Source organism: Rothia sp. 18CD1-1, assembly GCF_055285355.1.
This window is the reverse complement of record NZ_JBUZLI010000001.1, coordinates 172,819-198,122: the sequence shown is the minus strand read 5'-3', so window position 1 is coordinate 198,122 and position 25,304 is coordinate 172,819. Positions and strand designations below refer to the sequence as shown.

18 protein-coding genes are annotated in these 25,304 nt (G+C 59.2%); 10 read left to right on the top strand and 8 right to left on the bottom strand.

Going from position 1 to position 25,304, the window contains the following annotated elements:
• Positions 1 to 76: 76 nt before the first annotated feature.
• The 4 genes from ACS1BR_RS00935 to ACS1BR_RS00920 form a co-directional block, all read right to left on the bottom strand.
• Positions 77 to 1,144 carry a PP2C family protein-serine/threonine phosphatase gene (locus tag ACS1BR_RS00935; RefSeq protein WP_463559546.1) on the bottom strand — a complete coding sequence of 356 codons (1,068 nt, stop codon included), beginning with the start codon at positions 1,142 to 1,144 and terminating at the stop codon, positions 77 to 79.
• Positions 1,144 to 2,274, bottom strand: a complete 1,131-nt coding sequence (locus ACS1BR_RS00930) for an adenylate/guanylate cyclase domain-containing protein (protein WP_463559545.1) — start codon at positions 2,272 to 2,274, stop codon at positions 1,144 to 1,146. The genes ACS1BR_RS00935 and ACS1BR_RS00930 overlap by 1 nt, the downstream gene beginning before the upstream one ends.
• 93 nt (positions 2,275 to 2,367) lie before the next feature.
• Positions 2,368 to 2,886 carry a hypothetical protein gene (locus tag ACS1BR_RS00925; protein ID WP_463559544.1) on the bottom strand — a complete coding sequence of 173 codons (519 nt, stop codon included), beginning with the start codon at positions 2,884 to 2,886 and terminating at the stop codon, positions 2,368 to 2,370.
• Between the two features lie 73 nt (positions 2,887 to 2,959).
• Positions 2,960 to 3,808, bottom strand: coding sequence for a biotin--[acetyl-CoA-carboxylase] ligase (locus ACS1BR_RS00920; RefSeq protein ID WP_463559542.1), 849 nt, complete (start codon positions 3,806 to 3,808; stop codon positions 2,960 to 2,962).
• 143 nt (positions 3,809 to 3,951) lie between these two features.
• Here ACS1BR_RS00920 and ACS1BR_RS00915 point away from each other — a divergent pair, with 143 nt between their 5' ends.
• The 4 genes from ACS1BR_RS00915 to ACS1BR_RS00900 all read left to right on the top strand — a co-directional run bounded on the left by ACS1BR_RS00915 (position 3,952) and on the right by ACS1BR_RS00900 (position 8,108).
• Positions 3,952 to 4,257 carry a YciI family protein gene (locus ACS1BR_RS00915; protein ID WP_463559541.1) on the top strand — a complete coding sequence of 102 codons (306 nt, stop codon included), beginning with the start codon at positions 3,952 to 3,954 and terminating at the stop codon, positions 4,255 to 4,257.
• Positions 4,258 to 4,414: 157 nt separating this feature from the next.
• Positions 4,415 to 6,043, top strand: a complete 1,629-nt coding sequence (locus ACS1BR_RS00910) for an acyl-CoA carboxylase subunit beta (protein WP_463559540.1) — start codon at positions 4,415 to 4,417, stop codon at positions 6,041 to 6,043.
• 46 nt (positions 6,044 to 6,089) lie between these two features.
• Complete coding sequence (locus ACS1BR_RS00905) at positions 6,090 to 6,365, top strand: acyl-CoA carboxylase epsilon subunit (RefSeq protein ID WP_463559538.1); 276 nt, start codon at positions 6,090 to 6,092, stop codon at positions 6,363 to 6,365.
• A gap of 30 nt (positions 6,366 to 6,395) precedes the next feature.
• The gene (locus ACS1BR_RS00900) at positions 6,396 to 8,108 is read left to right on the top strand and encodes a DUF885 domain-containing protein (RefSeq protein WP_463559535.1); all 1,713 of its coding nucleotides are present in this window, start codon (positions 6,396 to 6,398) and stop codon (positions 8,106 to 8,108) included.
• A gap of 59 nt (positions 8,109 to 8,167) precedes the next feature.
• On the opposite strand, the gene ACS1BR_RS00895 is transcribed toward ACS1BR_RS00900, so the two are convergent.
• Together ACS1BR_RS00895 and ACS1BR_RS00890 are read right to left on the bottom strand one after the other, a co-directional pair.
• Positions 8,168 to 8,785, bottom strand: coding sequence for a hypothetical protein (locus ACS1BR_RS00895; protein ID WP_463559534.1), 618 nt, complete (start codon positions 8,783 to 8,785; stop codon positions 8,168 to 8,170).
• A 215-nt stretch (positions 8,786 to 9,000) separates the two neighbouring features.
• Positions 9,001 to 12,309 carry an NAD-glutamate dehydrogenase domain-containing protein gene (locus ACS1BR_RS00890; protein ID WP_463559532.1) on the bottom strand — a complete coding sequence of 1,103 codons (3,309 nt, stop codon included), beginning with the start codon at positions 12,307 to 12,309 and terminating at the stop codon, positions 9,001 to 9,003.
• A 144-nt stretch (positions 12,310 to 12,453) separates the two neighbouring features.
• Here ACS1BR_RS00890 and ACS1BR_RS00885 point away from each other — a divergent pair, with 144 nt between their 5' ends.
• The 3 genes from ACS1BR_RS00885 to ACS1BR_RS00875 all read left to right on the top strand — a co-directional run bounded on the left by ACS1BR_RS00885 (position 12,454) and on the right by ACS1BR_RS00875 (position 16,584).
• Positions 12,454 to 13,110: a Maf family protein gene (locus ACS1BR_RS00885; RefSeq protein WP_463559530.1), complete on the top strand. Its 657-nt coding sequence runs from the start codon at positions 12,454 to 12,456 to the stop codon at positions 13,108 to 13,110.
• A 112-nt stretch (positions 13,111 to 13,222) separates the two neighbouring features.
• The gene (locus ACS1BR_RS00880; protein ID WP_463559529.1) at positions 13,223 to 15,034 is read left to right on the top strand and encodes an acetyl/propionyl/methylcrotonyl-CoA carboxylase subunit alpha; all 1,812 of its coding nucleotides are present in this window, start codon (positions 13,223 to 13,225) and stop codon (positions 15,032 to 15,034) included.
• A gap of 188 nt (positions 15,035 to 15,222) precedes the next feature.
• A complete protein-coding gene (locus tag ACS1BR_RS00875; RefSeq protein ID WP_463559737.1) occupies positions 15,223 to 16,584 on the top strand; it encodes an MFS transporter in 1,362 nt (453 codons plus the stop codon).
• 45 nt (positions 16,585 to 16,629) lie between these two features.
• Here the strand turns inward: ACS1BR_RS00875 and ACS1BR_RS00870 are convergent, their stop codons facing one another.
• Positions 16,630 to 18,048, bottom strand: coding sequence for an NAD(P)H-quinone dehydrogenase (locus ACS1BR_RS00870; protein WP_463559528.1), 1,419 nt, complete (start codon positions 18,046 to 18,048; stop codon positions 16,630 to 16,632).
• A 224-nt stretch (positions 18,049 to 18,272) separates the two neighbouring features.
• Here ACS1BR_RS00870 and ACS1BR_RS00865 point away from each other — a divergent pair, with 224 nt between their 5' ends.
• Positions 18,273 to 18,551, top strand: a complete 279-nt coding sequence (locus ACS1BR_RS00865) for a hypothetical protein (protein WP_463559527.1) — start codon at positions 18,273 to 18,275, stop codon at positions 18,549 to 18,551.
• An 86-nt stretch (positions 18,552 to 18,637) separates the two neighbouring features.
• Here the strand turns inward: ACS1BR_RS00865 and mfd are convergent, their stop codons facing one another.
• Positions 18,638 to 22,252: a transcription-repair coupling factor gene (mfd, locus tag ACS1BR_RS00860; protein WP_463559526.1), complete on the bottom strand. Its 3,615-nt coding sequence runs from the start codon at positions 22,250 to 22,252 to the stop codon at positions 18,638 to 18,640.
• Positions 22,253 to 22,435: 183 nt separating this feature from the next.
• On the opposite strand from mfd, the gene ACS1BR_RS00855 reads away from it, so the two are divergent.
• On the top strand, positions 22,436 to 23,923 hold the full coding sequence (locus tag ACS1BR_RS00855) for a glycoside hydrolase family 16 protein (protein ID WP_463559525.1): 1,488 nt from the start codon (positions 22,436 to 22,438) through the stop codon (positions 23,921 to 23,923).
• Between the two features lie 623 nt (positions 23,924 to 24,546).
• On the top strand, positions 24,547 to 25,299 hold the full coding sequence (locus tag ACS1BR_RS00850; RefSeq protein WP_463559524.1) for a hypothetical protein: 753 nt from the start codon (positions 24,547 to 24,549) through the stop codon (positions 25,297 to 25,299).
• Positions 25,300 to 25,304: the final 5 nt, after the last annotated feature.

The following is a 25,304-nucleotide window of genomic DNA, read 5'->3' as shown; positions in this document are numbered from 1 at the left end:
AACCGGGCACAGCACCGAAACCGGATGCCAACAAACACCCGCTCCACCCACCGCAACCGGGGAGATGAGTAAAGATCTAGAGGTTCTCACGCCTGAGCTCTCGCTCGTCGCTGTAGGACTCGGGCTCCACACTGGCTGTATGCGAGGTATCAAACTCTTCGGCCCGGGTCACCAAATTCTGCTGCTGAGCCTCCGTCAGCTCCTTGAGCTGGTCAGCGTTCCTCTGAGCGGTCTCCCGGCTAATAGCGTCCACCACCACCACGGTGATATTGTCCCTACCGCCGGCTCGCAAAGCCGCCATCTGCAAAACATCGGCGGCATCCTGGGGGTGCTCCACCGTGGCTAGAACCCTGGCCATATAATTATGCGACAGCTCACCCGACAACCCGTCCGAACACATCATCAGCCGGTCCCCCTCGTGCGCGGGAATCACCCAAAAATCGGGCTCCCAGTAGTTACCCGTACCCAGAGCACGGGTAATGACGTTACGGCGCGGGTGGGTGAGAGCCTCCAGCGCGGTAATCTGGCCGGTATCCACCAGGTACTGAACCTCCGAATGATCCACGGTCACCTGCTCCAGATACAGCCCGTCCACCGCACCGGCAGAAAAAGAAATATCGCTGCTTGTTGTCTGCACGCTGTCTTCCCGTACCAACCGGTAGGTGCGTGAATCCCCCACATTGAAAATGAACCACATGTTCTGGTCGCCGATACGGGTCAACCAGGCCCCGGTGAGGGTGGTACCGGCACGCTGACCCAGCATGTCTTTAATCTTCTCGTCCGCCTCACCGATCACCTCGCGCAGCTTCTCCAGGGTGCGCATAATCTGCCGGTTGAGGGCAGAAACATTTTTACGGCGGCGCAGCAGCCCACGCCCCTGTCCGTCATCGGCAGTGCCCTCTGCCTCCAACTCCCTGGCGTACACCTCCCGCTCTTCCTCGGTCATACCGCCGGGCCGAGAGAACATGTGCGAGTAGGCCAGAGTCCGCACACACAGGCGACTAGCTACCTCCCCGGCCTCGTGCCCGCCCATGCCGTCAGCAACCAGGCTGAGCGTACCGGAGACAGAAAAAGAGTCCTCATTATTGTCGCGGTGCTGCCCCACATCGGTGGCACTACCGGCAAGGGTGGTTAGCGTGGTCATTAAAAATCAATCTCCAGTTCATTTCCGATACCCGGTGTCACCGCAACCGGATGCACGTCCCCAAAACCGCGCACATTGCGGGTCCCCTGCGGGGTGAGGACGAATTGTTCGTTGTTCTCCAGGATCTCGGCGGTGGCGTCATCGGTAAAAACAACGCCCGGCTCGGCCTGCGCAACCAGCCGCGACGCCAAATTTACCGTCGGCCCGTAGACATCTCCAAGTTTAGGGAGAATCCTGCCCCAGACAAAAGCAACCCGCGCCTGGGGCAGATGGGGATCCTCACGAATAATTTTTGAGAGAGTCAGTGAGATTCGAGCCGCAGACTCGGGGGTTTCGGTGAGAAAAAGAACCTCGTCCCCTATAGTTTTGATGATCCTCCCGCCGCCCACGGCCACCACCTCGGCACAGCGCTGCTCAAAAGTCTGTACCAGCTCGGCAAGAATCCTGCCGCTCATACGGCGCGACAGGGAGGTGTAAGACACCATATCCGCGAAACCGATACCCCGCACCAGCGGCAGGGCAGAAGGGTCGACGTCCTCTGTATTTTCGCTACGCAGGGCCAAACGTAGCACGGCAGAGTTAAGCTGTCGCCGGTAGCCGTAGAGCACAATCTTCTCAAGATCATCGATCAGCTCCGGCAGTAGCTCAAGCAATTCCTGGCGCGCTTTCGCATCGCTTATTCCCCGGTTTGTCACCATATCTTCCACTAGGGCCTCCACCTGCCAGGCCACCATGCGGTCCATCATCTGCCCTACCGAGCGGGTGATAGAAATAGTGCTGTCCTCAGAAATACCGTGATCGCGCACCAGGCCGGTCACGGTTCCGAGAGCCCGCGAGTCACCCGGAGTGAAATAGATATCATCATCGCTCAGGTTGGGCACCCCCAGAGCCCTCCACACTTTACGGGCGGTCAGCAGAGATACCCCGGCGTCAGCGGCGGCTTCACGACGCTTGAGTGACCGGTTCTCCCCCAGCAGGACCCGCTCCAGTCGGGCAACCGCCTCCACATCTTCATCCGAGCGGTAGACGTTATCCTGGACCGGGTGACGAAGGCGTTTTCCGGTGTGGGTATTCTCCGGCTCCAGGTTGGGAAAATTGTTGTATCCCGGTGCCGTTGGTTCCACGAGCATTCCTTTCCTTGCGGGCTCGGCGCTACCGCCAATATACCTGTGATACAGCTTACTAAAATTTAGGGCGGCATGCTTGATTTCACAGCCGGCAGCTTAAAACCGGCCGGGATACGCGCCGTAGCGGCCGTCCCCTATGCCGCCGCGATATCCCAAAAAACGGCTCTGCGCCTCCGCTACCTCACCGGAGAAACTACCACCGCGGGGCACCTGACGCAGTACGTGCACCGTTCCCCCCGAGTGCACCGATAGCCGCATACTCTGCCCCGGTGCCAGCAGCGGACGGCTGGCATCGATCCCCTCAATACTGCCCAGAGGAATACTCACCGAACGACCAAACCCAAAAAAACGCTGAATCACCAAACGCTGGGTGGTCAGCACATACCCGGTAGCGGCCCAGCGCCAAAGACGTCGCACCGCAAACCAGCACAGCACAGCGGCACACAGATAGCCCAGAACACCGAAAAAACGGGTTGAGGGGTAGACCACCGAGGCAAAACTAAAAAACACCGCGGCCAAAAAACCGCACAGGGCCGCGGGAAACAAAAAACTTTCATGGCTACGGGTAGCGGTAATCACCTGTTCACCGGGAAGAAGGGCACCGCGTAGTCTCATAACTCACACCATAGTACGGGATAGGTGGAACCATTTTCCATTTTCTCGAGGAATCTCACCGGCAACTCGCCCGCTACTGCCGAGGTCTCAGGTGCACCACGTCCCCCGCCGAGAATCTCCGTTCACCGCCGTCGCTCAAACGCACAACGATCTCCCCCTCGGAGCTCACGTTCTGCGCGATCCCGGTGACCGTCTGCTCATCGGGCAGGTGCACGGTGACCTCCATACCCAGGGTGGACATTTTCGCCCGCACCCGATCGAGTAGCGAAAGACCGTCGGACAGGGGGGCCTCCGGGTCACCGGCCACCCCGGCAAAATCAGCGTAGTAGCGCGCAAAATTCTCTGCCAGCTGCCGCAGAGCAAGCGTATGATCGACCCGCTTCCCGGTCTCAATCAGGGCGGACGAGGCGTGCTCCACCGGAAGGTCGCCGGGCTCAAAGTTGAGGTTCATCCCTATCCCCGCGACCACCGAGACCTCCCCGGAAGGCTCGGTGACCAGCTGCGCTAAGATACCGCACACCTTCTTCTGGTCCACCATCACGTCGTTGGGCCATTTAATGCTGGTAGATACCCCCCAGTTTGCCCACGTGTCGAGGGCGGCCAGGGCTACCAGCAGGGTAAACCACCGATAGCGCCGCTGCTCGATAGCCGTACCCGATCGGGCGTGCGGGCGAATAATAAATGATGTGCACAGGGCGGCGCCGGCCGGCGCTATCCACTCCCGTCCCAGCCTGCCCCTGCCCGAGGTCTGGTCAGCTGTCGCCACCAGCCCCAGCTCACCCCAGCTCTGACGCAAAATATCGCTGTCGCCCTCCAATTCTCTGCGCGCAAACTCATTGGTGGAGTCCACCGAATTAAGCAGCTGCACCCGACTGTAGTCGATGAGCCTCAGCTCCATTATTCGAAAGTGCTCAATGGCCACGATCGCCCTCCTTGGCTACTACCGGCCGCCGAAGAATCGAGGCGGCCAAGAAATTTTGGGGTACGTTAGCATTAGAACACAGAACAACCCCGCACGCCGAGGCTGACCCGCCCCGGCCCGCGGAGACATGCAAGGAATACAAGATGAGCTATATCGTGGCAACCTACTCTTACGGTCCGGCTGAGGAACAGGCCAAATACCGGCCCGCCCACCGCACCTACCTGGCTCAGCTGGTGGAACAGGGAAAACTCGCGGCTTCAGGCCCCTTTATCACCGACGCCGACCCCGGCGCACTCCTTATTTTCTCCGTGGAATCAGCCACGGAGGCGGAAAAACTGATAGCTGCTGACCCCATGTACACCGGTGGAGCCGTCCTCTCCTGGCAGCTGCGTGAATGGAATCCTGTCATGGGGCAGGTGGGCCCCGACCCCTCAGCTACTGACCGGTAACTATAAATTAGGGGGCAACTCGCACGCTTCTTCCCCAAATACCCGCCAATTTTTATCGCAACCGGCACCATCGCTCACCAAAACCCACTATAGTTATGGCAGTTGCACGCTTAACCCCCGCGATACAGCGCATACGGGCCAATCTTCAAGGAATAACGTGTCTGAGACTTCTACCCCGTCCTCCGGCCATACGGCCGAAACACCCGACCATGACCTGACCACGACCGCCGGCAAAATCGCCGATTTCTACACCCGCAGGGAGGCCAGCTACCTCGCCGGCGGATACGGACCCATCGAGCGTCAGCACGCCCGCGGCAAAAATACCGCCCGCGAGCGCATCGACATGCTGCTCGATGCCGGCTCTTTTGTAGAGTTCGACGCTTTTGCCCGCCACCGCACCACCGTTTTTGGTATGGAAAAGAAGCGGCCCCTGGGGGACGGCCTGGTATCCGGTTACGGTACCATCGACGGGCACCTGGTCGCCGTTTATGCCCAGGATTTTACCGTCTACGGCGGTTCGCTGTCCCAGGTCAACGGCGAGAAAATTGTGAAGGTGCAGAAGTTTGCGCTCAAAAATGGTTGCCCGGTTATCGGTATCAACGACGGTGGGGGTGCCCGTATCCAGGAGGGGGTGGCCTCGCTGGCTATGTTTGCCGATATTTTTCGGATGAATGTGCGTGCCTCGGGTGTTATTCCCCAGATTTCGGTGATTATGGGGCCCTGCGCCGGGGGGGCGGCCTATTCGCCGGCCCTCACCGACTATATTGTGATGGTTGATAAAACCAGCCACATGTTTATTACCGGCCCCGACGTGATTAAAACCGTGACCGGCGAAGAGGTGGATATGGAGACTCTGGGCGGGGCTCGGTCGCACAATGCAGTTACCGGCACCTCTGCCTACCTTGCCGAGGATGAGGATGATGCCTTTGATTTTGTGCGGGAGCTGATAGAGTTTCTGCCCTCCAACAACCTCTCTGAGCCTTTCCCGGTGGAACACGATCAAGACCCGCAGGTGACCGCTGACGATCTTGACCTCGATACCCTTATTCCCGATTCTGCTAACCAGCCCTACGATATGCGCGCGGTGGTTGAATCCGTGGTTGACGACGGCCACTTCTTGGAGATGCAGGCGCTGTATGCGCCCAATGTGATGATCGGTTATGCGCGAATGGAGGGGCGGACCGTGGGTATTGTGGCCAACCAGCCCATGCAGTTTGCGGGTACCCTGGATATTAATGCCTCGGAGAAGGCGGCCCGTTTTGTGCGCAACTGCGATGCCTTTAATATTCCCATTCTGACCTTCGTTGATGTGCCCGGTTTTCTGCCCGGTACCGATCAGGAGTTTAACGGTATTATCCGCCGCGGCGCTAAGTTGCTTTATGCCTACGCCGAGGCTACCGTTCCTCTGGTGACCGTGATTACGCGCAAGGCATACGGCGGCGCCTATATTGTGATGGGCTCGAAAAAGCTGGGTGCCGATATTAACCTTGCCTGGCCTACCGCCCAGATCGGGGTGATGGGGGCTCAGGGGGCGGTAAATATTCTGTACCGCCGCGAGCTGGGTGCGGCAGCTGACGCCGGTGAGGATGTGGAGGCGAAACGCGCCGAGCTTGTGCACAGGTATGAGGAGGAGCTTCTCAACCCCTACCAGGCGGCAGAGCTGGGCTATATTGACGAGGTGATTGCCCCCTCGGAGACCCGGGTGCGTCTTATTGCGTCTCTGCGCGCCCTGCGGGATAAGCGGGCTTCAAGCCCGGCTAAGAAGCACGGAAATATTCCCCTCTAACGGTAGTGGCTCATTCCCGTAAATGACCTACAGGTAAGGAGTTTTTGTGGCGGGTAACCGTTCTTTTCCCCACCCGGCCGGTACCGACCCCGAGGCTGCCGGGGGGCAGCCTGTTCAACCGCTTTTTTCGGTGGTGGCCGGCAACCCTACCGAGGAGGAGCTGGCCGCCCTGCTTGCTGCGGTAATGACGGTGCAGCAGCAGAGTAGGCAGAAAGATTATTCGGCAACGGCGCTGTGGCAGCGTCGCCTTAACCGCGGCCAGCGTTTGGGGGCGAGGCTGCGGCCGGGCCCCGGATCCTGGCGGCGGGCGCGCCCCATGTAGGTCCATCTGGTTTACTTCTATGATGGGACTATGTCTAGATATGCTCAGCTGCCAGAGATTTTTCGTCGGGACCGTAAACCTACAGCGATCGATGAGATAGCTCACCGTTTTTATCATGAATCGCTTGAGCTCTCCCCCGAGGAGGCTACAGCCGCGGGTTTTGCCGGTCATGAGACCGAGTACGGAGACTACTCCCCCGAGGGGCGACGGCGCAGGTTGCAGCTGGTCCGTCGGGCACTGGCTGAGCTGGATGGTGCCCGGCCTGTCGATGATACCGACCGGGTGACCCTGGACGCCATGCGGGAGCGTCTGGGGCTTGAGGTGGAACTTGCCGAGGCGGGGCTGGGCTACTGGGAGATCAATAATATTGCCAGCCCGGTGCAGAGTATTCGCGCAATTTTTGATCTCATGGCCCGTGGCTCGGAGCAGGATTGGCAGAATATAGCTCTGCGAATGAAGAATGTTCCGGCGGCGATCTCCGGCTATATTGAGTCGCTTGAGCAGGCCCGCGGTGAGGGCAAAGTGTCTGCCCGCCGGCAAATTGAGGCCGCGATTGAGCAAACCGACGCCTATATTTCTGATCGCGGTTTCTTTGTTGAGCTTGCCCAGGAGATAATTGCCGCAGCTCCCGGGCTGGCGGTTCAGGCGCAGGCCGGGGCGGCGGCAGCTATTACCGGTTACGCCACGCTCAACGCCTATCTGCGCGAGGTGCTCCTGCCGCTGGCTCAAGACGAAGACGCGGTGGGTGCAGAACGCTACTCACTCTATTCCCGGCAGTTTTTGGGTACCTCCCTGGATCTTGAGGAAACCTATGCCTGGGGTGTGGCCGAACTCGATCGGATTACTGCCGAGCAGACTGCCCTCGCCTCAGAGATCAGCCCCGGGGCCACCGTCGCTGAAGCAAAGCGGCTACTCGATAACGACCCCGACCGCACCCTCCGCGGCACCGAGGCCCTGCGGCAGTGGATGCAGAAAACCTCAGACAGCGCCGTAGATGCCCTTGCCGGCACCTATTTTGAGATCGCCGGGCCCATGCGCGAGCTACAGTGCATGATTGCTCCCACCCACGAAGGCGGCATCTACTACACGGGGCCTTCCGTCGATTTTTCCCGCCCCGGCCGCATGTGGTGGTCGGTTCCCGAGGGCGAAGAAACCTTTGGTACCTGGAGAGAAAAAACCACCGTCTACCACGAGGGTGTACCCGGCCACCACCTGCAAATTTCGGTCGCCACGGCTATGGCCGCAACCCTCAACGACTGGCGGGCCCACGGCTGCTGGGTATCGGGGCACGGCGAAGGCTGGGCCCTTTACGCCGAGCAGCTTATGGATGAGCTGGGTTTCCTCTCAGACCCCGCAGACCGCATGGGTATGCTCGACGCCGAGAAGCTGCGGGCAGCCCGCGTAGTATTCGATATTGGTCTACACTGCGGTTTCGATATCCCGGATCACTGGGTAAAGCAGCTGGGTCTGACAGAGAGCGTCTGGACTGCTGAAAACGGGCTGACTTTTCTTCAAACCCACCTCGATCTTCCCGATGCCCAGCTGCGTTTTGAGTTTCTGCGTTACCTGGGCTGGCCCGGGCAGGCCCCCTCCTACAAGGTGGGTCAGCGCGTCTGGAACCAGCTGCGCGAGAATGCCCGCGCCACCGGGACCGCCGGTGAATACGATCGCCTCTTCCATACCAGGGCCCTCATGCTGGGCTCGGTGGGCCTAGACACGCTCGATCGGGCTCTCCGAGACTAAAAGCAACACCCCGGTGCGGTATGCCGGCCGGGGTGCGCAGGCGAGGCGGGTGCCAACGCCTACCACCAGAGAATTGACTTACCGGGCCCCGACGACAACCAGGTGAAACGGTACTTGTCAAACCAGCCGCTGGCATCTTCCACTTTGAAGGCGATCTGATTGTCGAGCCGCTGGGCAGAGATATCTTCATCGATACCCACAATATTTCGACCGGCCACGATCATGCCACCCACCGTAATAAACATGGGGATGAACTGACCCGCTTCCAGCTCGCGCACCTTCAGAAGGTTAGCCGGGGAAAGCGGCCACCACATGCGCGAAGCATCGGTCTGTTCGGTACGTTCAAAGGTCAGCGACGACTCCTCCTTTGAAAGGTCAAACCCCGTCCACTGACGCACCGGATCCTGAGGAGTCGGGTGCGCAGAAACCTGCCGCAGAATCACCGCAATATCGGAGGGGAAACCGATACTGTGAATATCGCGGCTGAGCGACTGCTTATCGTAGCGGGGAGCCGCAGCAATCTTTTCAATACTCTCTTCAAGATAGTAACGTGCCCCGGATCCGTTGACGTAGGCCTGTCCCAGCACCCGCGCACGGTCAAGGATTTGGACCTGAGCAAGCGGGCGCTGAAAAATCTCGCTAATTTCTTTCAAGGAGCAGATTCTGATGTCTTGCACGCTCGTATCTTTCGTGTTGTGAATAATAAACTGTCTTGGAACTTACTGTCCAAACCCCCATCATACAAATCGAACCTGTGCGGCAGATAAGAAATCTTCGGCAAGTCTTCCTATATAGCCACATCAGACCACACAGGTTCGGTTTTTATGAAGACAACCCATCGGGATACAGGCCCACAAAAACACCCGTTGCGCCCACAGCGCCCGCCCGGGAACTAGTCGGCAATTTCCCGCAGATTCCGCACAGCAACCGCGATCGTGGCAAAATCTGCGGTATCCGGCCGATCGGCGTACCCGCGCAAAATGTCGGTGAGGTCCTCGCTCCTTCTAAAGTTAGAGGCCAGTACAGGCTGACTGTGTTCCCAGGCCCGCACCATCTCCAGGGCCCGATCAAAACTGTCCGGATGTTCCAGACCGGCGCTACCTGCGTAGGCGATAAGGTGCCGGGTCAGCCGAATAACCGTCTCGTACAGATCTGTGCGCAACGAGGCCCGGGCAATCGAGTCCCAGGGGCCGGTGCGGGGCAACCCGGTAATGGCAACCAGGGCTATAGAGACGTTATAGCGCTGGTAGAGAGCATAATAGAGCGGAGCAACCTCACGCGGGTCCCAGCCGGTAGCCGCCGCAATATCCAGGATATCGAGCACGGCGACCTCCTCCCACACCCGTGCCCAGGAGTTTCCGATCTCCCGGGGCACCGCCCATTCGCGAACCTGCTCTAGTTTACGGTTCAGGCGCTCCTCCAGGAAACCACCCACAAACCGGGGAATGAGATCCACCAGGGTGCCCACCGTGCGGTAACGGTCCACCATTTTTTGCATCACCCCCGCCAACTGCCCTCGCGCCTCAGCATCGGCAAGCGTGCCCTCCTGCACCACCTTGCGTACCGCCCGGTCAATGAACCGCTGAATACCGTGGATCAGCATCCGCCAAATCTCGGGGTCGGTGGTGGGGGGAAGCTCCCGTAGCTGCCGCATAACAGTCTCAATAGAATAGACCTCGCGAATAACCAGAAAAGCGCGCGCCACGGTGGACACCGATGCACCGGTCTCCTCGATCACCCGAAAAACAAACACGATCCCCGCGGTGTCCACAATCTCATTGGCCACCCTGGTCGCAATAATCTCGCTGCGCAGCGGATGCTCCCAGAAATGCCTACCGTACCTCTCACCGATCGCGGCAGGAAAATAGTCCCCCAGCACCGGCTCTAGCCAGCGGTCCTCACCAAACCCCTCATCGAGCAGTGCCTGGGCTAGCCAGATTTTGCTGTAGGCAGCCAGCACCGCAAGCTCGGGGCCGCTCAGCCGCTCACCGGCAGCCCGCCGCTGCGCCAGCTCCTCGTCCGAGGGCAAAAACTCAACATCACGGTCAAGACCCGCGTTCTCCTCAAGGAAAGCGATAAAGCGGGCGGCCGCAGAATTGGTGGGTCGGGTGCCGTTACGCTCGGCCTGCAAAAGAATATTTTGGCCAATATTGGACTCCAGCACCTGAGAAGCCACCTCGTCCACCTGCACCTCGATAAGCCCGGCGCGGTCATCGCGGTCGATCTCTCCGGAAGAGATCAGCCTGTCAACCAGGATTTTCAGGTTAACCTCGTGGTCTGAGGTCTCCACACCCGCGGAATTATCCACCGCGTCGGTGTTCACCAGCACCCCGGCCCTGGCAGCCTCAATACGGGCACGCTGGGTCAGCCCCAGGTTACCGCCCTCAGAAATGACCCGTACCCGCAGCTCGGGGGCGCTAATACGCATCTGGTCGTTGGAACGGTCCCGCACCTCGGCATCCGTCTCATCGCTGGCCCGCACGTAGGTTCCCGTACCGCCGGTATAGAGAAGATCGACGGGGGCGGCAATAATCGCCCGGATCAGCTCGTGGGGGGCGAGACTCTCAACCCCCTCGTGTAGCCCCAGCGCATACCGCATGGCCGCGGTGATCGGAATAGACTTATCGGTGCGGCTAAAAACACCGCCCCCGTCGGATATGAGGTCCCGGTTATAGTCGCTCCAGTAGGCCCGCGGCAGGTCAAAAAGCCGTTTCCTCTCGGCAAAAGACACCTTGGCATCGGGATTGGGGTCAATAAAAATATGGCGGGAATCAAAGGCGGCAACCAGGCGGATATGCGGGGAAAGCAGGGCCCCGTTACCAAAAACATCGCCGGCCATACCGCCGATACCCACCATGGTGAAATCTTCCGTCTGGGAATCACGGCCCATCGAGGCAAAATGTCGCTTCACCGATTCCCAGGCCCCGCGGGCGGTAATCCCCATCTCTTTGTGGTCAAAACCGACCGAGCCACCCGAGGCAAAAGCATCACCCAGCCAAAACCCGCGCTCTAGGCTCAGGGCGTTGGCGGTATCGGAAAACGTGGCGGTTCCCTTATCTGCGGCAACCACCAGGTAGTGGTCGGGTTCATCGAGAGCCACCACGGCACGGGGACTCACTATTTTCTCCTGCCCATCCTCAACCACCAGATTATCGGTCAGATCAAGCAGGGCACCAATAAACAGCCTGTAAGCCTCAAGACCCATCCGCGCATACCTCTCCTGCTCTGCATCGCGGTCAGGCAGACCCTTGGGAAAGAAACCGCCCTTGGAGCCGTTGGGAATAATCACCGAGTTCTTGACCCGCTGCGCTTTCACCAGTCCCAACACCTCGGTACGGAAATCATCGGGGCGATCAGACCAGCGGAGCCCACCGCGCGAGACCGCACCAAACCGCAGGTGGGTTCCCTCCACCCGCGGCGAGTACACCCATATTTCCCACAGCGGGCGCGGGTGCGGGGCAAACGAAATTTTCTGCGGGCTCAGCTTAAAAGCCACGGTCGGCTGGTTCCGGTACAGGCTGGTGCGCACGGTCGCCCGCATCACCTCAGCTAGCGCGCTCAGAAACCGGTCAGTTTTAAGATCCGAGACCCCGCTCAACCGCTCCCCTATATCCCGAGCTATCCGTGCGCGCTCGTCCAGCCGCTCCCGCCGGCTCAGTGACAGCTCGGGATCAAAACCGGTATTAAAAAACTCGATCAAGAGGTCGGTGATCTCCCCGTGGGCCAGCAAATAATCGGCGGCCTCTGCCGCGGTAAAAAACACCCCCAACTGCGCCAGATAGCTCAGATAGGCGCGAAAGACCACCACGGTCCGCCAGGACACCCCGCGGGCAACAACCAGCCTGTTGAGATCGTCATCGTCGGCTTCCTGTTCCACCACCGCGTTAAAGGCATCCTCGAGCAGTTGCACGTGCTCGGTATTGAACTCCGCCACCTCCAGCTCGTAGGCTTCCAGACTCGTGTCTGCGGCCTCGAGGGTAAACGCTGCCTGGCCGCGCACTTCCAGTCCCAGGTGCGTGAGCGTGGGCAGGATAGTTGAAATCGGAAGGTTATCCCGCACATACATGCGTACCCGCCCCGGTGCGGGAACCAGCAGAACCACCCGGCGTCCCCTCAGCTGGGCGAGAGCCTCCTCATCTGTCTCGGTAAGTTCCAGTTCTGCCTGCCGCGGGCTAACCTTCAGATCGGAGAATGTACCCATAACTATCCTTTATCAACCGTCGTGAGATCCCCACACGTTGCGGGGGAAACACTTCAACGGTAGCGGTATATCGCCACCCAATAACAACATATGTTTACTCTGTGAGATGCCGCCGCGCGGCTTGACCGGTTTAGACTGGTGTCTATGACCAGCAGCAACACGCCACCCCGCCTTATCTTGGCCTCGGCATCACCGGCGCGGCACAAAATTCTCCGCGACTGCGGGATCGCCTTCGAGACACTCGTTTCAGCAGTCGATGAAGAGGCTGCACTGGCTAGCGCGCGCAAAGATACCGCCGGCGATACGGACATCAGCCCGGCGCAAACCGCCCTCCTGCTCGCCCGTGCTAAAGCACACGAGGTAGCCTCCCGCCCCGAAGCGACCGCCAGCCTGGTACTGGGCTGCGACTCGGTATTTGAGTTTGCCGGAACCGGGCACGGCAAACCATACACGGCAGAAAAAGCTACCGAACGAATCAGCGCCATGAGCGGGCACAGCGGCCTACTCCACACCGGACACTGGCTGATAGACACCTCGAACCGGTACCGGGAATCGTCAGAATTACGCACCGCAACCGTGCATTTTGAGCATCTCGACGAGCAAGAAGTCAGCGACTATGTGGCAACCGGGGAGCCGCTCGGGGTTGCGGGGTCTTTCACCGTAGACGGTTACGGCGCCCCCTTCATCCGCGGTATCGAGGGTGAATATCACACCGTGGTGGGGCTTTCCCTCAACGCTCTGCGGTCCATGCTCGCAGAGCTGGGTTACTCTATCACCGCTTTTTGGACGAAACCCCGATAAGTTTCAAAGGCACAGGCCGCAAAAGAACTGTAGACTTTTTGGAAGGCATGACCGCGAACCAACCGTGCACCCCGCTTCTCACAGACTGCCGCACGGATTTTAAGGAGAATCATTGACCAATCATACCGAGTCCAGAGGCAAAGAATTTACCCCGGTTCCGGGACGACACACCGGCCCCGTCTCCAAAGTTCTGGTGGCCAACCGCGGTGAAATTGCGGTCCGTATTATTCGTGCGGCCCACGACGAGGGTATCGAAGCGGTTGCCGTGTATGCCGAACCCGACCGTGACGCGCTACATGTGCGACTGGCTGACGAAGCCTACTCCCTGTCCGGCTCTACCGCCACGGACTCCTACCTTGTCATGGACAAAATTCTCGACGTCGCCCACCGGTCGGGCGCCGACTCCGTGCACCCCGGTTACGGTTTTCTCTCCGAGAACGCTGACTTTGCCCGGCGGGTGATCGAGGCGGGGCTCACCTGGATAGGGCCCTCACCCGAGGCTATTTCGGTTCTGGGCGATAAGGTTGCGGCACGGCACATTGCCGAAAAGGTGGGTGCCCCTCAGGTGCCGGGCACCCAGAACCCGGTGGACTCGGCTGCCCAGGTAGAGGATTTTGCCGACCGCTACGGACTACCCATAGCTATCAAGGCGGCTTTTGGTGGTGGTGGCCGCGGCATTAAGGTGGTTCGTCAGCGGGAGAAAGTTGCCGAGCTTTACGAGTCGGCGGTACGCGAAGCCACCGCCGCCTTTGGGCGCGGTGAATGTTTTATCGAGCGGTTTCTTGATTCTCCCCGCCACGTCGAAACCCAGTGCCTGGCCGACGCCCACGGCGCTGTTGTGGTGATCTCCACCCGGGACTGTTCCCTGCAGCGGCGCAACCAGAAACTGATTGAGGAGGCTCCGGCTCCCTATCTCAGTGACGAGCAGGTAGAGCGCCTCTACGAGGCGTCCAAGGCGATTCTGCGTGAGGCAAACTATCAGGGTGCGGGCACCTGCGAGTTTTTAGTGGGTACCGACGGCACTATCTCTTTCCTCGAGGTCAACACCCGTCTACAGGTTGAGCACCCGGTGTCCGAAGAGATATCGGGGATAGATCTGGTTCGTGAACAGTTCCGCCTGGCACGGGGGCAAGAGCTGGGTTACACCGATCCCCCGCTGCGCGGTCATTCTTTTGAGTTCCGGATCAACGGTGAAGACGCCGGCCGCTCTTTTATGCCCTCCCCCGGCACCGTCGAGAAGCTGCGTGTTCCGGCGGGGCCCGGTGTGCGCTGGGATTCCGGTGTTGTTGAGGGCGATGTGGTCGGTGGTGCCTTTGACTCCATGCTGGCCAAACTGATTGTGACCGGTGCTGACCGCCGGCAGGCGGTAGAGCGCTCCCGCCGCGCCCTGGAAGAGCTGCGGGTGGAGGGTATGCCCACCGTGGCCAATTTCCACCGGGCAGTCATGCGGGATCCCGCTTTCACCCCCGAGGCGGGTGAACCTTTTAGCGTGCACACGCGCTGGATAGAAACCGAGTTTGAAAACAATATTCCCGCCTACAACGGCGGCTACGGCAGCCCCGATGACGAGGAGGAGCGGCAGAAACTGGTGGTTGAGGTTGCCGGTAAGCGCCTAGAGGTTGTTATGCCCTCGCTCTCGTCGGCGTCTTCCTCCACCAAGTCCGCCGCCAAGAAACGCAAAGACCGTAACCCGCGCGCTACCTCCACTAACTCCAACGAGCTGACTTCTCCCATGCAGGGGACCATTGTGAAGGTGGAGGTGAGGGACGGCGCCAAGGTGGCCGAGGGTGACCTGGTGGTGGTGCTGGAGGCCATGAAGATGGAGCAGCCTATTACCGCGCACAAGGCGGGTAAGGTGACCGGTCTAAAGCTTCAGGCCGGTGATACCGTGACCGCCGGTGCGGTGATTGCAACCATTAAGTAGCTCCGCAACGCCGCCTTCACCGGTGCACATTGGGGGCCCGGGGTTCTCACCATGTGAGCGGTGTGTTACACCGTTTCCCCCTGGAGGCTAATCTTGAACCCACAGCGTGTTTCATCCTGCGCATAAGGAGTTTCCCGGTGACTGATGGTTCGGTTGAGTCAGCTAACAGGCGAGCTGTAGAAGAGGCGATCAGGGTTGCCTCTAAGGTCCCTAAAAGCCGCGTTATTCTTGCCTCGCTTGTTGGCACCACGATTGAGTTCTACGATTTTTATATTTACGCAACAGCCGCGGTGGCTGTTTTTCCCGCTCTTTTCTTTATTGGGGCCGACGACACCGCCCGGTTGCTCGCCTCCATGGCGACTTTTGGTGTGGCCTTCGTGGCCCGGCCTATCGGGTCGGTGGTTTTTGGGCATTGTGGTGACCGAATCGGGCGGAAAGCAACCCTGGTGGGGGCCCTGCTCACCATGGGGATCGCAACCTTCCTCATCGGCCTGCTCCCCACCTACCAGCAGATTGCGCTGTGGGCGCCCACCATGCTGACCGTCCTGCGTTTCTGCCAGGGTATTGGCCTCGGTGGAGAGTGGTCCGGTGCGGCCCTACTGGCCACCGAGTACGCCGAGGAGGGAAGGCGGGCACGGGCCGCCATGTGGCCCCAGCTGGGTGCTCCCTTCGGTTTTATTCTGGCCAACGGTTTTGTGCTCGCACTGACCTCCCTGCTCAATTTTGACTCCACCCGGGATGCCGCCGCCTACGACCACTCTTTTCTGGTGTGGGGCTGGCGTATTCCTTTCTTGGCCTCGATCGTGATGGTCGCTGTCGGCCTCTACGTGCGTTTCAAACTTGAGGAGACCCCGGTTTTTGCCAGGGCTGTTGCCAACGATGAGAAGGTAAAAACTCCCCTAGTGGAGGCCTTGAGGACCGCCTGGTGGCCCATGGTGCAGGGCACCTTCATCATGGTGGCCTGCTACGTGCTTTTTTACGTCATGACGGCCTGGATACTCTCGTTCGGTATTGCCGCGGTGGCCAGTGGAGGGCTCGGTATCCCCTACCACGAATTTTTGATCGTGCAGATTATCTCTATCTGTTTTTTTGCCCTGTTTGTGCCTGTTTCTGGCTGGTGGGCTGATAGAGCTGGCCGCAGAACCCAGCAGGTGATCACTACCGGGCTCATGGCCGCCTACGGTCTCTGTTTTAGTTTCTTCATTTCTCCGCAGGCTGTGGGTACGGGTGAGAACGCGAACATGGTGATGCTTACCGTTTTTATGTCTGTCGGTATGGCGCTGATGGGCCTGTCGTTCGGTTCCATGTCTGCCTACCTCCCCGAGCTGTTCAAAACCAATATCCGCTATACCGGCTCCGGGGTCGCTTACAACGTGGCTTCTATCCTGGGCGCTGCGCTTACCCCCTTTGTGGCGGTCTGGCTCAACGCGCGTTTCGGTGTTGGGGCGGTGGGAGCCTATCTGGCTTTTGCCGCGGCTATTTCGGTGATTTTTATGCTGCTCACCCACGAAACCAAGGATGTGGACATGTACGAGCCGTCCACCGACTAACCCTACCGGCCCCCGCTCACCGCCCGCGCAGGCGGGTGAGAACCGCTACAGGAGCTTGTGCAGCTGTCGTGCCGCCTCCGAGATAGAACCGGTCAGCGAGGGGTAGACCGTGTAGGAGTCAGCTACATCGTCTACGTGTAGCTTCTTGTCAACGGCTAAGGAAATCGGGAAGATCAGCTCGGAGGCGCGCGGGCCCACCACCACGCCGCCGATCACCGTGCCCGAGTGTTTACGAGAAAAAATTTTAATGAACCCGTCCGATACCGCCAGCATCTTGGCCCGGGGGTTGGTGGCCAGCGGCAGCAGCACGGTATCGGCACGGTAGCGGCCGGATTCGATCTCCTTTTCGCTGATCCCCACCGTAGCGATCTCGGGAGAGGTAAAAATATTGGCCGCCACCTGGTGGATGCGCAGGGTTTTGACGCTGTCTCCCATCAGGTGCGCCATAGCGATCCGCCCCTGCATGGCGGCCACCGAGGCCAGCGGGTATACCCCCGTACAGTCGCCGGCGGCATAGATGTTAGAAACATTGGTGCGCGATACCCGGTCCACGCTAATGTGCCCGGTCTCCGAGACCTCCACCCCGGCGGTCTCCAAACCCAGGTTCTCGGTGTTGGGGATAGAGCCCACCGCGATCAGCACGTGAGAACCAGAAATTTTGCGCCCGTCGGAGAGTGTAACGATGACTCCCTCACCATCGGGGGTGTACTCGGCTGCCTCCGCCCGCGAGCGCGGCATGACCCGCACCCCGCGGCGTTCAAAGACTTTTTCGAGTACGGCCGCCGCGTCCTCGTCCTCCCCCGGTAGCACGCGGCTGCGCGAGGAGATAAGGGTGACCTTGGATCCCAGCCCGTTATAGGCCGATGCAAACTCTGCGCCGGTGACCCCCGACCCCACCACGATGAGGTCGCGGGGTAGTTCTTCAAGCTGGTAGAGCTGGGTCCAGTTGAGGATGCGGCGCCCGTCGGGCCGGGCGGTCTCTAGCTCGCGCGGGTGGGCGCCGACAGCCAGAAGGATGAACTCCGTGTCAAGGTCGTAGATGAGTCCGGTGCTATCGGTGACCTCAACGGTGTGAGGCCCTTTGAGGCGTCCTGTGCCGGCAATAATTTTTACCCCGCTCCGTTCCAGGGAACGCCCGATGTCCCGAGACTGTGTTTTTGCCAGGTTGAGCAGGCGCTCATTGACGCGGCGTAGGTCGACGTGGGCGGTCTGCGCGCTGGTATCGGTGCCCACCGTGATGCCCAGGTCTGCGGCGGTGGAGATCCGTTCCATGAGGTCTGCCGAGGCGATGAGGGTTTTTGAGGGTACCACGTCGGTGAGTACCGCTGAACCGCCCAGGCCCCTTTTTTCGATGATGGTGACGTCGGCCCCGAGGGATGCTGCGACCAGCGCGGCCTCGTAGCCTCCCGGGCCACCGCCCAGGATAATGATTCTGTGTGCTGCGTACCTAGTTTTATGAGTCACATTCTTATTGTGTTCTAGAGGGTGGCTTCTCTTCAAACCCGACGGCCCGCCGCCGAATAAATATTGGAGTTTTGCGGTGGTCTGCACACCGGATCTGAGCAGCGTGATACTGACACACCGTGCATCCGCGGGGTGGGGCACCTATACTGGAGGGAGTTGATACACGCACACCCGCTTCCGGCCCGCACCCTGGGTGGGTGCGGGCCGGCCGAAAGAAGGTTCTCATGGATAACGAATACTACGACCCCCGCATGTTTAGGGCAACCGGCCCCACCCACTCGGGTAGCGGTCGTCTGGGTGAGAGTATCGCGCTTTTTGCGGTCCTGTTCGCCATTTTCTGCTTGGGCATTTACGCTCTGGGAATGTACCCCGACGGCCACATCCTCTGGTGGTGCCTCGCCCTGGTGGGCATGCTTCTGCCCTGGGGGCTGGTCTACCACCTGGTTTCCAGCAAAACCAACCGGCAGCACAGGAGCAACGGAACCGAGCTGACCCAGCTATAGATGACTGTTAATGCAGACGGGCGGGGGCGGCACAGAATGCTGCCTCCGCCCGGTTTTTTGAAAGCCCTCACCCCGTCCTAGGGGGTCTAGTCAAAGATTACCCTGATAAAATCGGCGGTCCAGTCGATCATGGCCTCATCCACCAGGTCTTTGCCACCGACCCGGGCCGTCTTGGGGCGGGGCACCAGAATCTGCCACTGCTCGGTTCCGGGAACCTTCCGGTACGCAGACCCCGGGTACATGCGGTTAAGCCGCATCACCTTCGATTCGGGAAGATCCACCGGGTAAAACCGCACCTTGGGCCCCACGGCCACGATCTCTGAGAGACCCGCGGCACGAGCCTTCAGGCGTAACCGGGCAACCCGAAAAAGATTCTCGGCCGCCTCGGGAATCTCCCCGTACCGGTCAACCAGCTCTTCGCGAGCCTCCACCAGCTCCCGCTCGTCCCCCGCGCGGGCAATCTGCCGGTAGGCGGCAAGTCTCAGCCTCTCTGAGGAAACATAGTCATGGGGGAGGTGGGCGTTCACCGGTATATCAACCTTGACATCGGCAGGGGCAACGTCAGCATCGTCACTGCGGAAACTGGCGACAGCCTCCCCCACCAGGCGCAGGTAGAGATCAAATCCAACCCCCGCAATATGGCCTGACTGTTCACCACCGAGCAGGTTACCGGCACCCCGTATCTCAAGATCCTTCATGGCAAGCTGCATACCGGCCCCCAGCTCGTTGTGGGTGGCAACCGCTTTGAGTCGTTCCAGGGCGATCTCGCCCAGCATTTTATCCGCGGGGTAGAGAAAATAGGCGTAGGCGCGTTCGCGGCCGCGGCCCACCCGTCCGCGTAGCTGGTGCAGCTGGGACAGCCCGTAGTTCTGCGCCTGGTCAACAATAAGCGTGTTGGCGTTGGAGATATCGAGGCCGGTCTCCACGATGGTGGTACACACCAGCACATCAAATTTTCTCTCCCAGAAGTCAACAATAATTTGTTCAAGACGGGACTCGCTCATTTTGCCGTGGGCAACCGCGATACGCGCCTCGGGAACCAGCTGCTGCACCTGTGCGGCTACCCGATCAATGGAGGAAACCCTGTTGTGCACAAAGAACACCTGCCCCTCCCTCAAAAGCTCACGGCGGATAGCGGCGGTTATCTGTTTATCGGTGCGAGCACCAACAAAGGTGAGCACGGGGTGTCTCTCCTCCGGCGGGGTCGCCAGCGTGGAGGTTTCACGGATACCGGTCAGAGACATCTCCAGGGTACGAGGAATGGGAGTGGCAGACATGGCCAGCACATCGACGTTGGTGCGCATCTGCTTCAGTTTCTCTTTGTGCTCAACACCAAACCGCTGCTCTTCGTCGATAATCACCAAGCCCAGATCTTTAAAATGCACGGCCTCAGACAGTAGCCGGTGGGTGCCGATCACCACGTCGACGGTACCGTTTTTGATGCCCTCCAGGGTGTCCAGAGACTCCTTCTTAGTCTGAAAACGCGATAGTGCGGCGACCCTGACAGGGAATCCGGAGAATCTCTCTTTGAAGGTTTCCAAGTGCTGCTGGGCAAGAAGGGTGGTGGGGACCAGTACCGCGACCTGTTTGCCGTCCTGCACCGCTTTAAAGGCTGCACGCACGGCTATTTCGGTCTTTCCGTAGCCCACATCGCCGGAGATCAACCTGTCCATGGGAATTTCTTTCTCCATGTCGCTCTTCACCTCGTTGATGGCTGAGAGCTGGTCCGGGGTCTCGTTGTAGGGAAAGGCTTCTTCCAGCTCCCTCTGCCAGGGGGTGTCCTGCCCAAAAGCGTGGCCCCGAGATGCCTGCCGGGCAGAATAGAGCTTAATGAGGTCGGCGGCAATCTCCCGCACCGCCGCCCGGGCCCGCGATTTGGTTTTTGCCCAGTCCGACCCTCCCATCTTGGAAAGGGCTGGCGTATCCCCGCCCACGTAGTGTGATACCTGGTCCAGCTGGTCTGTGGGCACAAAGAGCCGATCTTTGGGCCCGCCTCGCTTTGATGCGGCATACTCAAGCACCAGGTATTCTTTCACGGGTTTGGACTGGCCCGGTTTGATAGGGGCCCCGGCAATAGGGCGCTGTACCAGCTCCACGAACTGCCCGATACCGTGCTGCTCGTGCACCACAAAGTCGCCGGCCGTAAGCGACACCGGGTCAACAGCATTCTTGCGGCGGCGAACCGGCAGTTTCCCAGCTCCGCTACGGGCAGCATAGGTGGAGGCAGAGGAGCGCCCCAGTATGTCGGTCTCGGTGAGGAGCCCAATCTTTGCGCTGTCTATCATGAATCCCCTGCCCGCCGGGGCGGTGGTGAGCGCTATGGCACCTTTCGTGGGCGGGGTATCAAGGTCTTCGGTACGGGTGGCGGCTATATCGGCTTCGGTGAACACCGTGTGCAGGCGGGAAAGCGGACCGGGGCCATCGGTCACCGCCACCAGCTGCCACCCCTCCTCGACCTTGCGTCCCACCTCGCTGAGGAGCTGGCTTACCTGACCGGCATAGGAGTGGGGAACCCGGGCATCCAGGGTGAGCGTATCCATGTCGTTCTCGATGGCTGTGTCCACACCTAAGGCGGTAATCCCCCACCAGCCCAAGCCCCGGGACAGGGCTTTGTCACGGATCTCGGCAACGGTGCGGAAGGTACCGGCGGCAAAGCCGGCTGCCTGCGATGCCGAGTCGATGGGAGCGGAGTTAGTCTCTGCCGCCGACTCCCAGGCTGCCAGTAGGAATTCTTCGTTAGTTGACAGCAGGTCAGCCGCCCGGGTGCGCACCTTTTCGGGTTCCAGTACCAGGGGTAGGGATCCCGCCGGTAGAGCGTCGATGAGGGTTGTCATATTCTCCACCAGCAGGGGGGTGAGCGACTCCATGCCCTCGGTGTAGATGCCGCCGGCAATTTTCTCCAGTAGTGCTGCGGCACCGGGATAGTCTTGGGTTAGCCGTGCGGCCCTGGACATGACCGCGGGGGTGATGAGCAGCTCTCGGCAGGGCTCTGCCACCAGTTCCCGCGGGTGCTCTTTACCGGCCACCGTGCGCTGGTCCGCAACCGAAAAATATCGCATGTTCTCTATCTCATCACCAAAGAATTCGATACGTACCGGCTGCGGGGCCAAGGGTGGGAAGACGTCGAGAATACCGCCGCGCACCGCAAATTCTCCGCGTTTAGAAACCAGGTCAACCCGCGAGTAGGCGGCAGCGGCAAGCGCCCGCACGGTATCGTCAAAATCGTGTTCTTGGCCCACAACCAGCCGAACCGGTTCCATGGATTCCAGCCCGGCGACAAAAGGCTGGATCACCGACCTGACGGGGGCAAGAATAACCTGCGGCGTATCCCCCTGCGCCATCCGACGCAGTAGGGCGATCCGGGCCCCCACGGTATCTGAGCGCGGGGAAAGCCGCTCGTGCGGCAGTGTCTCCCAGGCCGGGAAGAGAGCAACCTGGTGGTCCGGCATAAACGAGGTAAGAGCGGATGCGGTATCTTCGGCCTCACGCTCGGTGGCCGTGATAACCAGCAGGGCTGCTGAGTCTCCTGCCGACCGACGCAGGCGGGCCGACATTGCCGCCACCAGGGCCGGGCGAACACCGTCAACCGCTCCTATCATCAGTTCGTTGACGCGCTCGGTGACCGGGGCGGCGGCAGCCTCGGCTATCCGCTTAAAACCGGGCTCTTCTGCTAGGAGGGTAGCGAGGCCTCGCAGGCTCATGGGCGTTGTCCTTCAGGGTGGGCAGGGTCTTCTTGCCCGTTCATTATCGCATGTTCCGAACTCTTATCGGGTAGATAGCTTTTTCCCGCACAGATACTAAGTAAGTAAAATATGCATAGCTTGACACAAAAAATTCCTGTGGTAATTTTTCAATAAGCACACGCTCTACCAAGGAGTTAACATATGATTTCACGCAGAGGCCTTATTGCATTATCGGCATTCGCGGGAGCCGGTGCGCTCACGGCTACTCCCTCTCAGGCACAGGCGGTCGCCGCTCAAGAATTTGTTTCCGCTACGGCCCACTCGGGTGCGCTCAACACCTGGGCAACAAAATCTATCACGCCCTCAAATCTGCCCTCGTCGGGGGCCAGCTGGGATCAGCGACTCAATAGCAGGGTTGATGGAAACAGCTATTACAGTCTTGTTCTCTTCTCGTCGGGTACCGCGCACATTGGTCTTCGGCTAGAAAAAGTTACCGATGGGTCAGGAAAAATTCTCAGCACCAAAAAAGTCTCGGCAAATCTTGCGGGCCAGGCCCTGGAGATGCGCCTGCTCACCCGTCTGCCCTACCTCTACGGGGAGGTTTATCAGGGCGGAAAGAAACTCACCTCTGTAGAATTTACCGAAAAAGCCCAGCCCCTCATGGGCGAGGAGGTGACATCTTCTGCGTACGTCAACGGAAACCGGGGAATAAGTTTTCAGGAAAAAATATCGGTGACCCCCTACGATACAAGGCCGGGGAATACCTACGCGGGGTCGCACTGGAAACTGGCCTTTAACGATGAGTTTACGGGCAACTCTATCGACACTAAAAAATGGAATATACTCGATTCAGCACCGGCACTCGCCTACACCGACGAGAACACCGCCAACTCCAAGGGGGCCTGGTCAAACAGTCCGGGAAAGACCCCGACAATTAACGCCGCAGAGTGTATCAGTGTTGCGCACGGCAAGGCAACTTTCAGGGTTAAAAAACTGGCTAAAAATCGTGTGGTTGACGGTGCTCAGCGTAAATATCTGGGCGGCTATCTCGATACCGGGAACCCGATTATCAATAACCGCACCCACCAGAGAAACCTGTCCGCTCCCGCCAAGTTTTCTGCCGAGTATATGCGTGTAGAAATTCGGGCTAAAATGCCGTCGGGAAGAAAGACCGGTGGAAACCACGCCTGCCTGTGGCTCAGGCCCGACAGTAAATATCTTTCGGGAAGTAGCCAAAGCACACCCTCCATAGAAATAGATATTAACGAATACTACGGCTACAACTATAAAAAGAAGGCCAATAATTTCGATACTACCGAACGCACCGAAAGCACGGTTCATTTCGATCAAACGGGTAAAAATAAAACTAGCCAAGTTGGAAATAAACCGACCTACGGAATAAGGTGGACTCCTGCCGGCGATCAAAAATTACAGGACGAATTCCACGTGTGGACCCTCGAAATTACCCCCAATAACGGGATTAAAGTAATCTATGATCACGAGACCGAAATTTTGCATGTCCCCGCAAATGATCCGCGGCTTCTCAAAGCAAAGAAACCCGGTGTAAAACTGCATCTGCGTCTCAACTTTGAGGGTGGCTCAAACTACTGGGGAGAAATAGCACCCGATAATAATCTGGCGGGAACGATGGTCGTTGACTATGTTCGCGCTTGGACATACGTGCCATAAAATTTTCTGCGAGTCGAACACGCCGTACGAAGGCCCCGGATCTGATCGGGCTAGGATCAGATCCGGGGCCTTCTCTTTCGCCACAAACACGTTTCAGGGTCACACACGCCAACAAACCCGCCAGCCCCCCCCCGCTCTTCCGACATGTCCGCCGGATCGGTTTCTGGCACCTCCCGCACCTCTTCTGCACCAACGACCGATAGCCGCACGAGCTTGCCCGGCTTCCCAAGCTGCACCTGTACAAGCTGTTACCGCACGAGGCACCGCATCCCCACCCGTTACCCACCGCGCAGCGTGCGCGGGTTCGGAGTCAGAGGCGGGTCGAAGATACTGCTCCTGACTAGTGGACACAGCCGCGAACCCGCCCGTGTTAACAAAATCTCAAATATTTTACACATCAAGTATTTTCGCTAGTCAGGTCCACATCTAGGTTGGCAAGTATCCCCATAATGGCCCACATTTGCCGACACCCCAGCGAGAATGTATCCCCTCATCCGATTTTTACCCCTAAACTGATGACAGATTGCCGGCCAAAAACTTGTACTACCGCTAGGCAATACGACTTGAGAAAATTAGGGCTTTTTCAAGTAATCATCGCAACTTATAAACACATAGAGGGATCGATGTTTCACATCTTTGACACCGATACGCGCAAGAAGTATCTCTACGCGTCGCTCACATCAGCGGCCGCAGCGACTCTTCTGCTAGCCGGCTGTGGCTCGGCGGGGAACACATCAACCGATGCAACCCCCTCATCCACAGCGGCAAGCAGTGCACAGGACTCTGCCGCCGAACAGAGCACAGACAACAACGACACGGAATCCACCGAAGAAAACTTTGAGGGATCCGAGGCACTCGCCGATGCCCCAACCGTTCCGCTGGACCAGGAACAGGTTGTCGCCACCGGTGACCTCTACACGCAGTATGAGGGCGTGCTCTCCTCCGTCGAGACCACAGCAGCAGACGTTTCTTCCAGCCAGGTAGATGGCGGTGAAAGCAATGAGGACTCTCCCGCCGACACCGGTGCAACCCAGCTCAGCGACCAGGCTATAGCCGAAATCAATAGGGTAGCCACCGGTTCCGCAGCCGAAGAGTTCGCCGCAACCGCCCTGGAGTTCGGGGCCAACGGCTGGTCACAGGAGGGTAGCTCAAAAATTGTTGGGGAACCCAAGGTCGCCGACACCACCTTTGACGGTAAGAGCGCAAAAATTCTTGAAGTCTGCGTTGACTCATCGGATGTCACGGTGAAAGACAGTGCGGGCAATAACCTGACCTCTTCGCACGCCAAGCGTTCGCTCAACATTTTTACACTCATCGAAGACAATGGCAGCTGGAAAATCGCCATGCACGATTTTCCCAACAACCCGGATTGCTAGAAGAA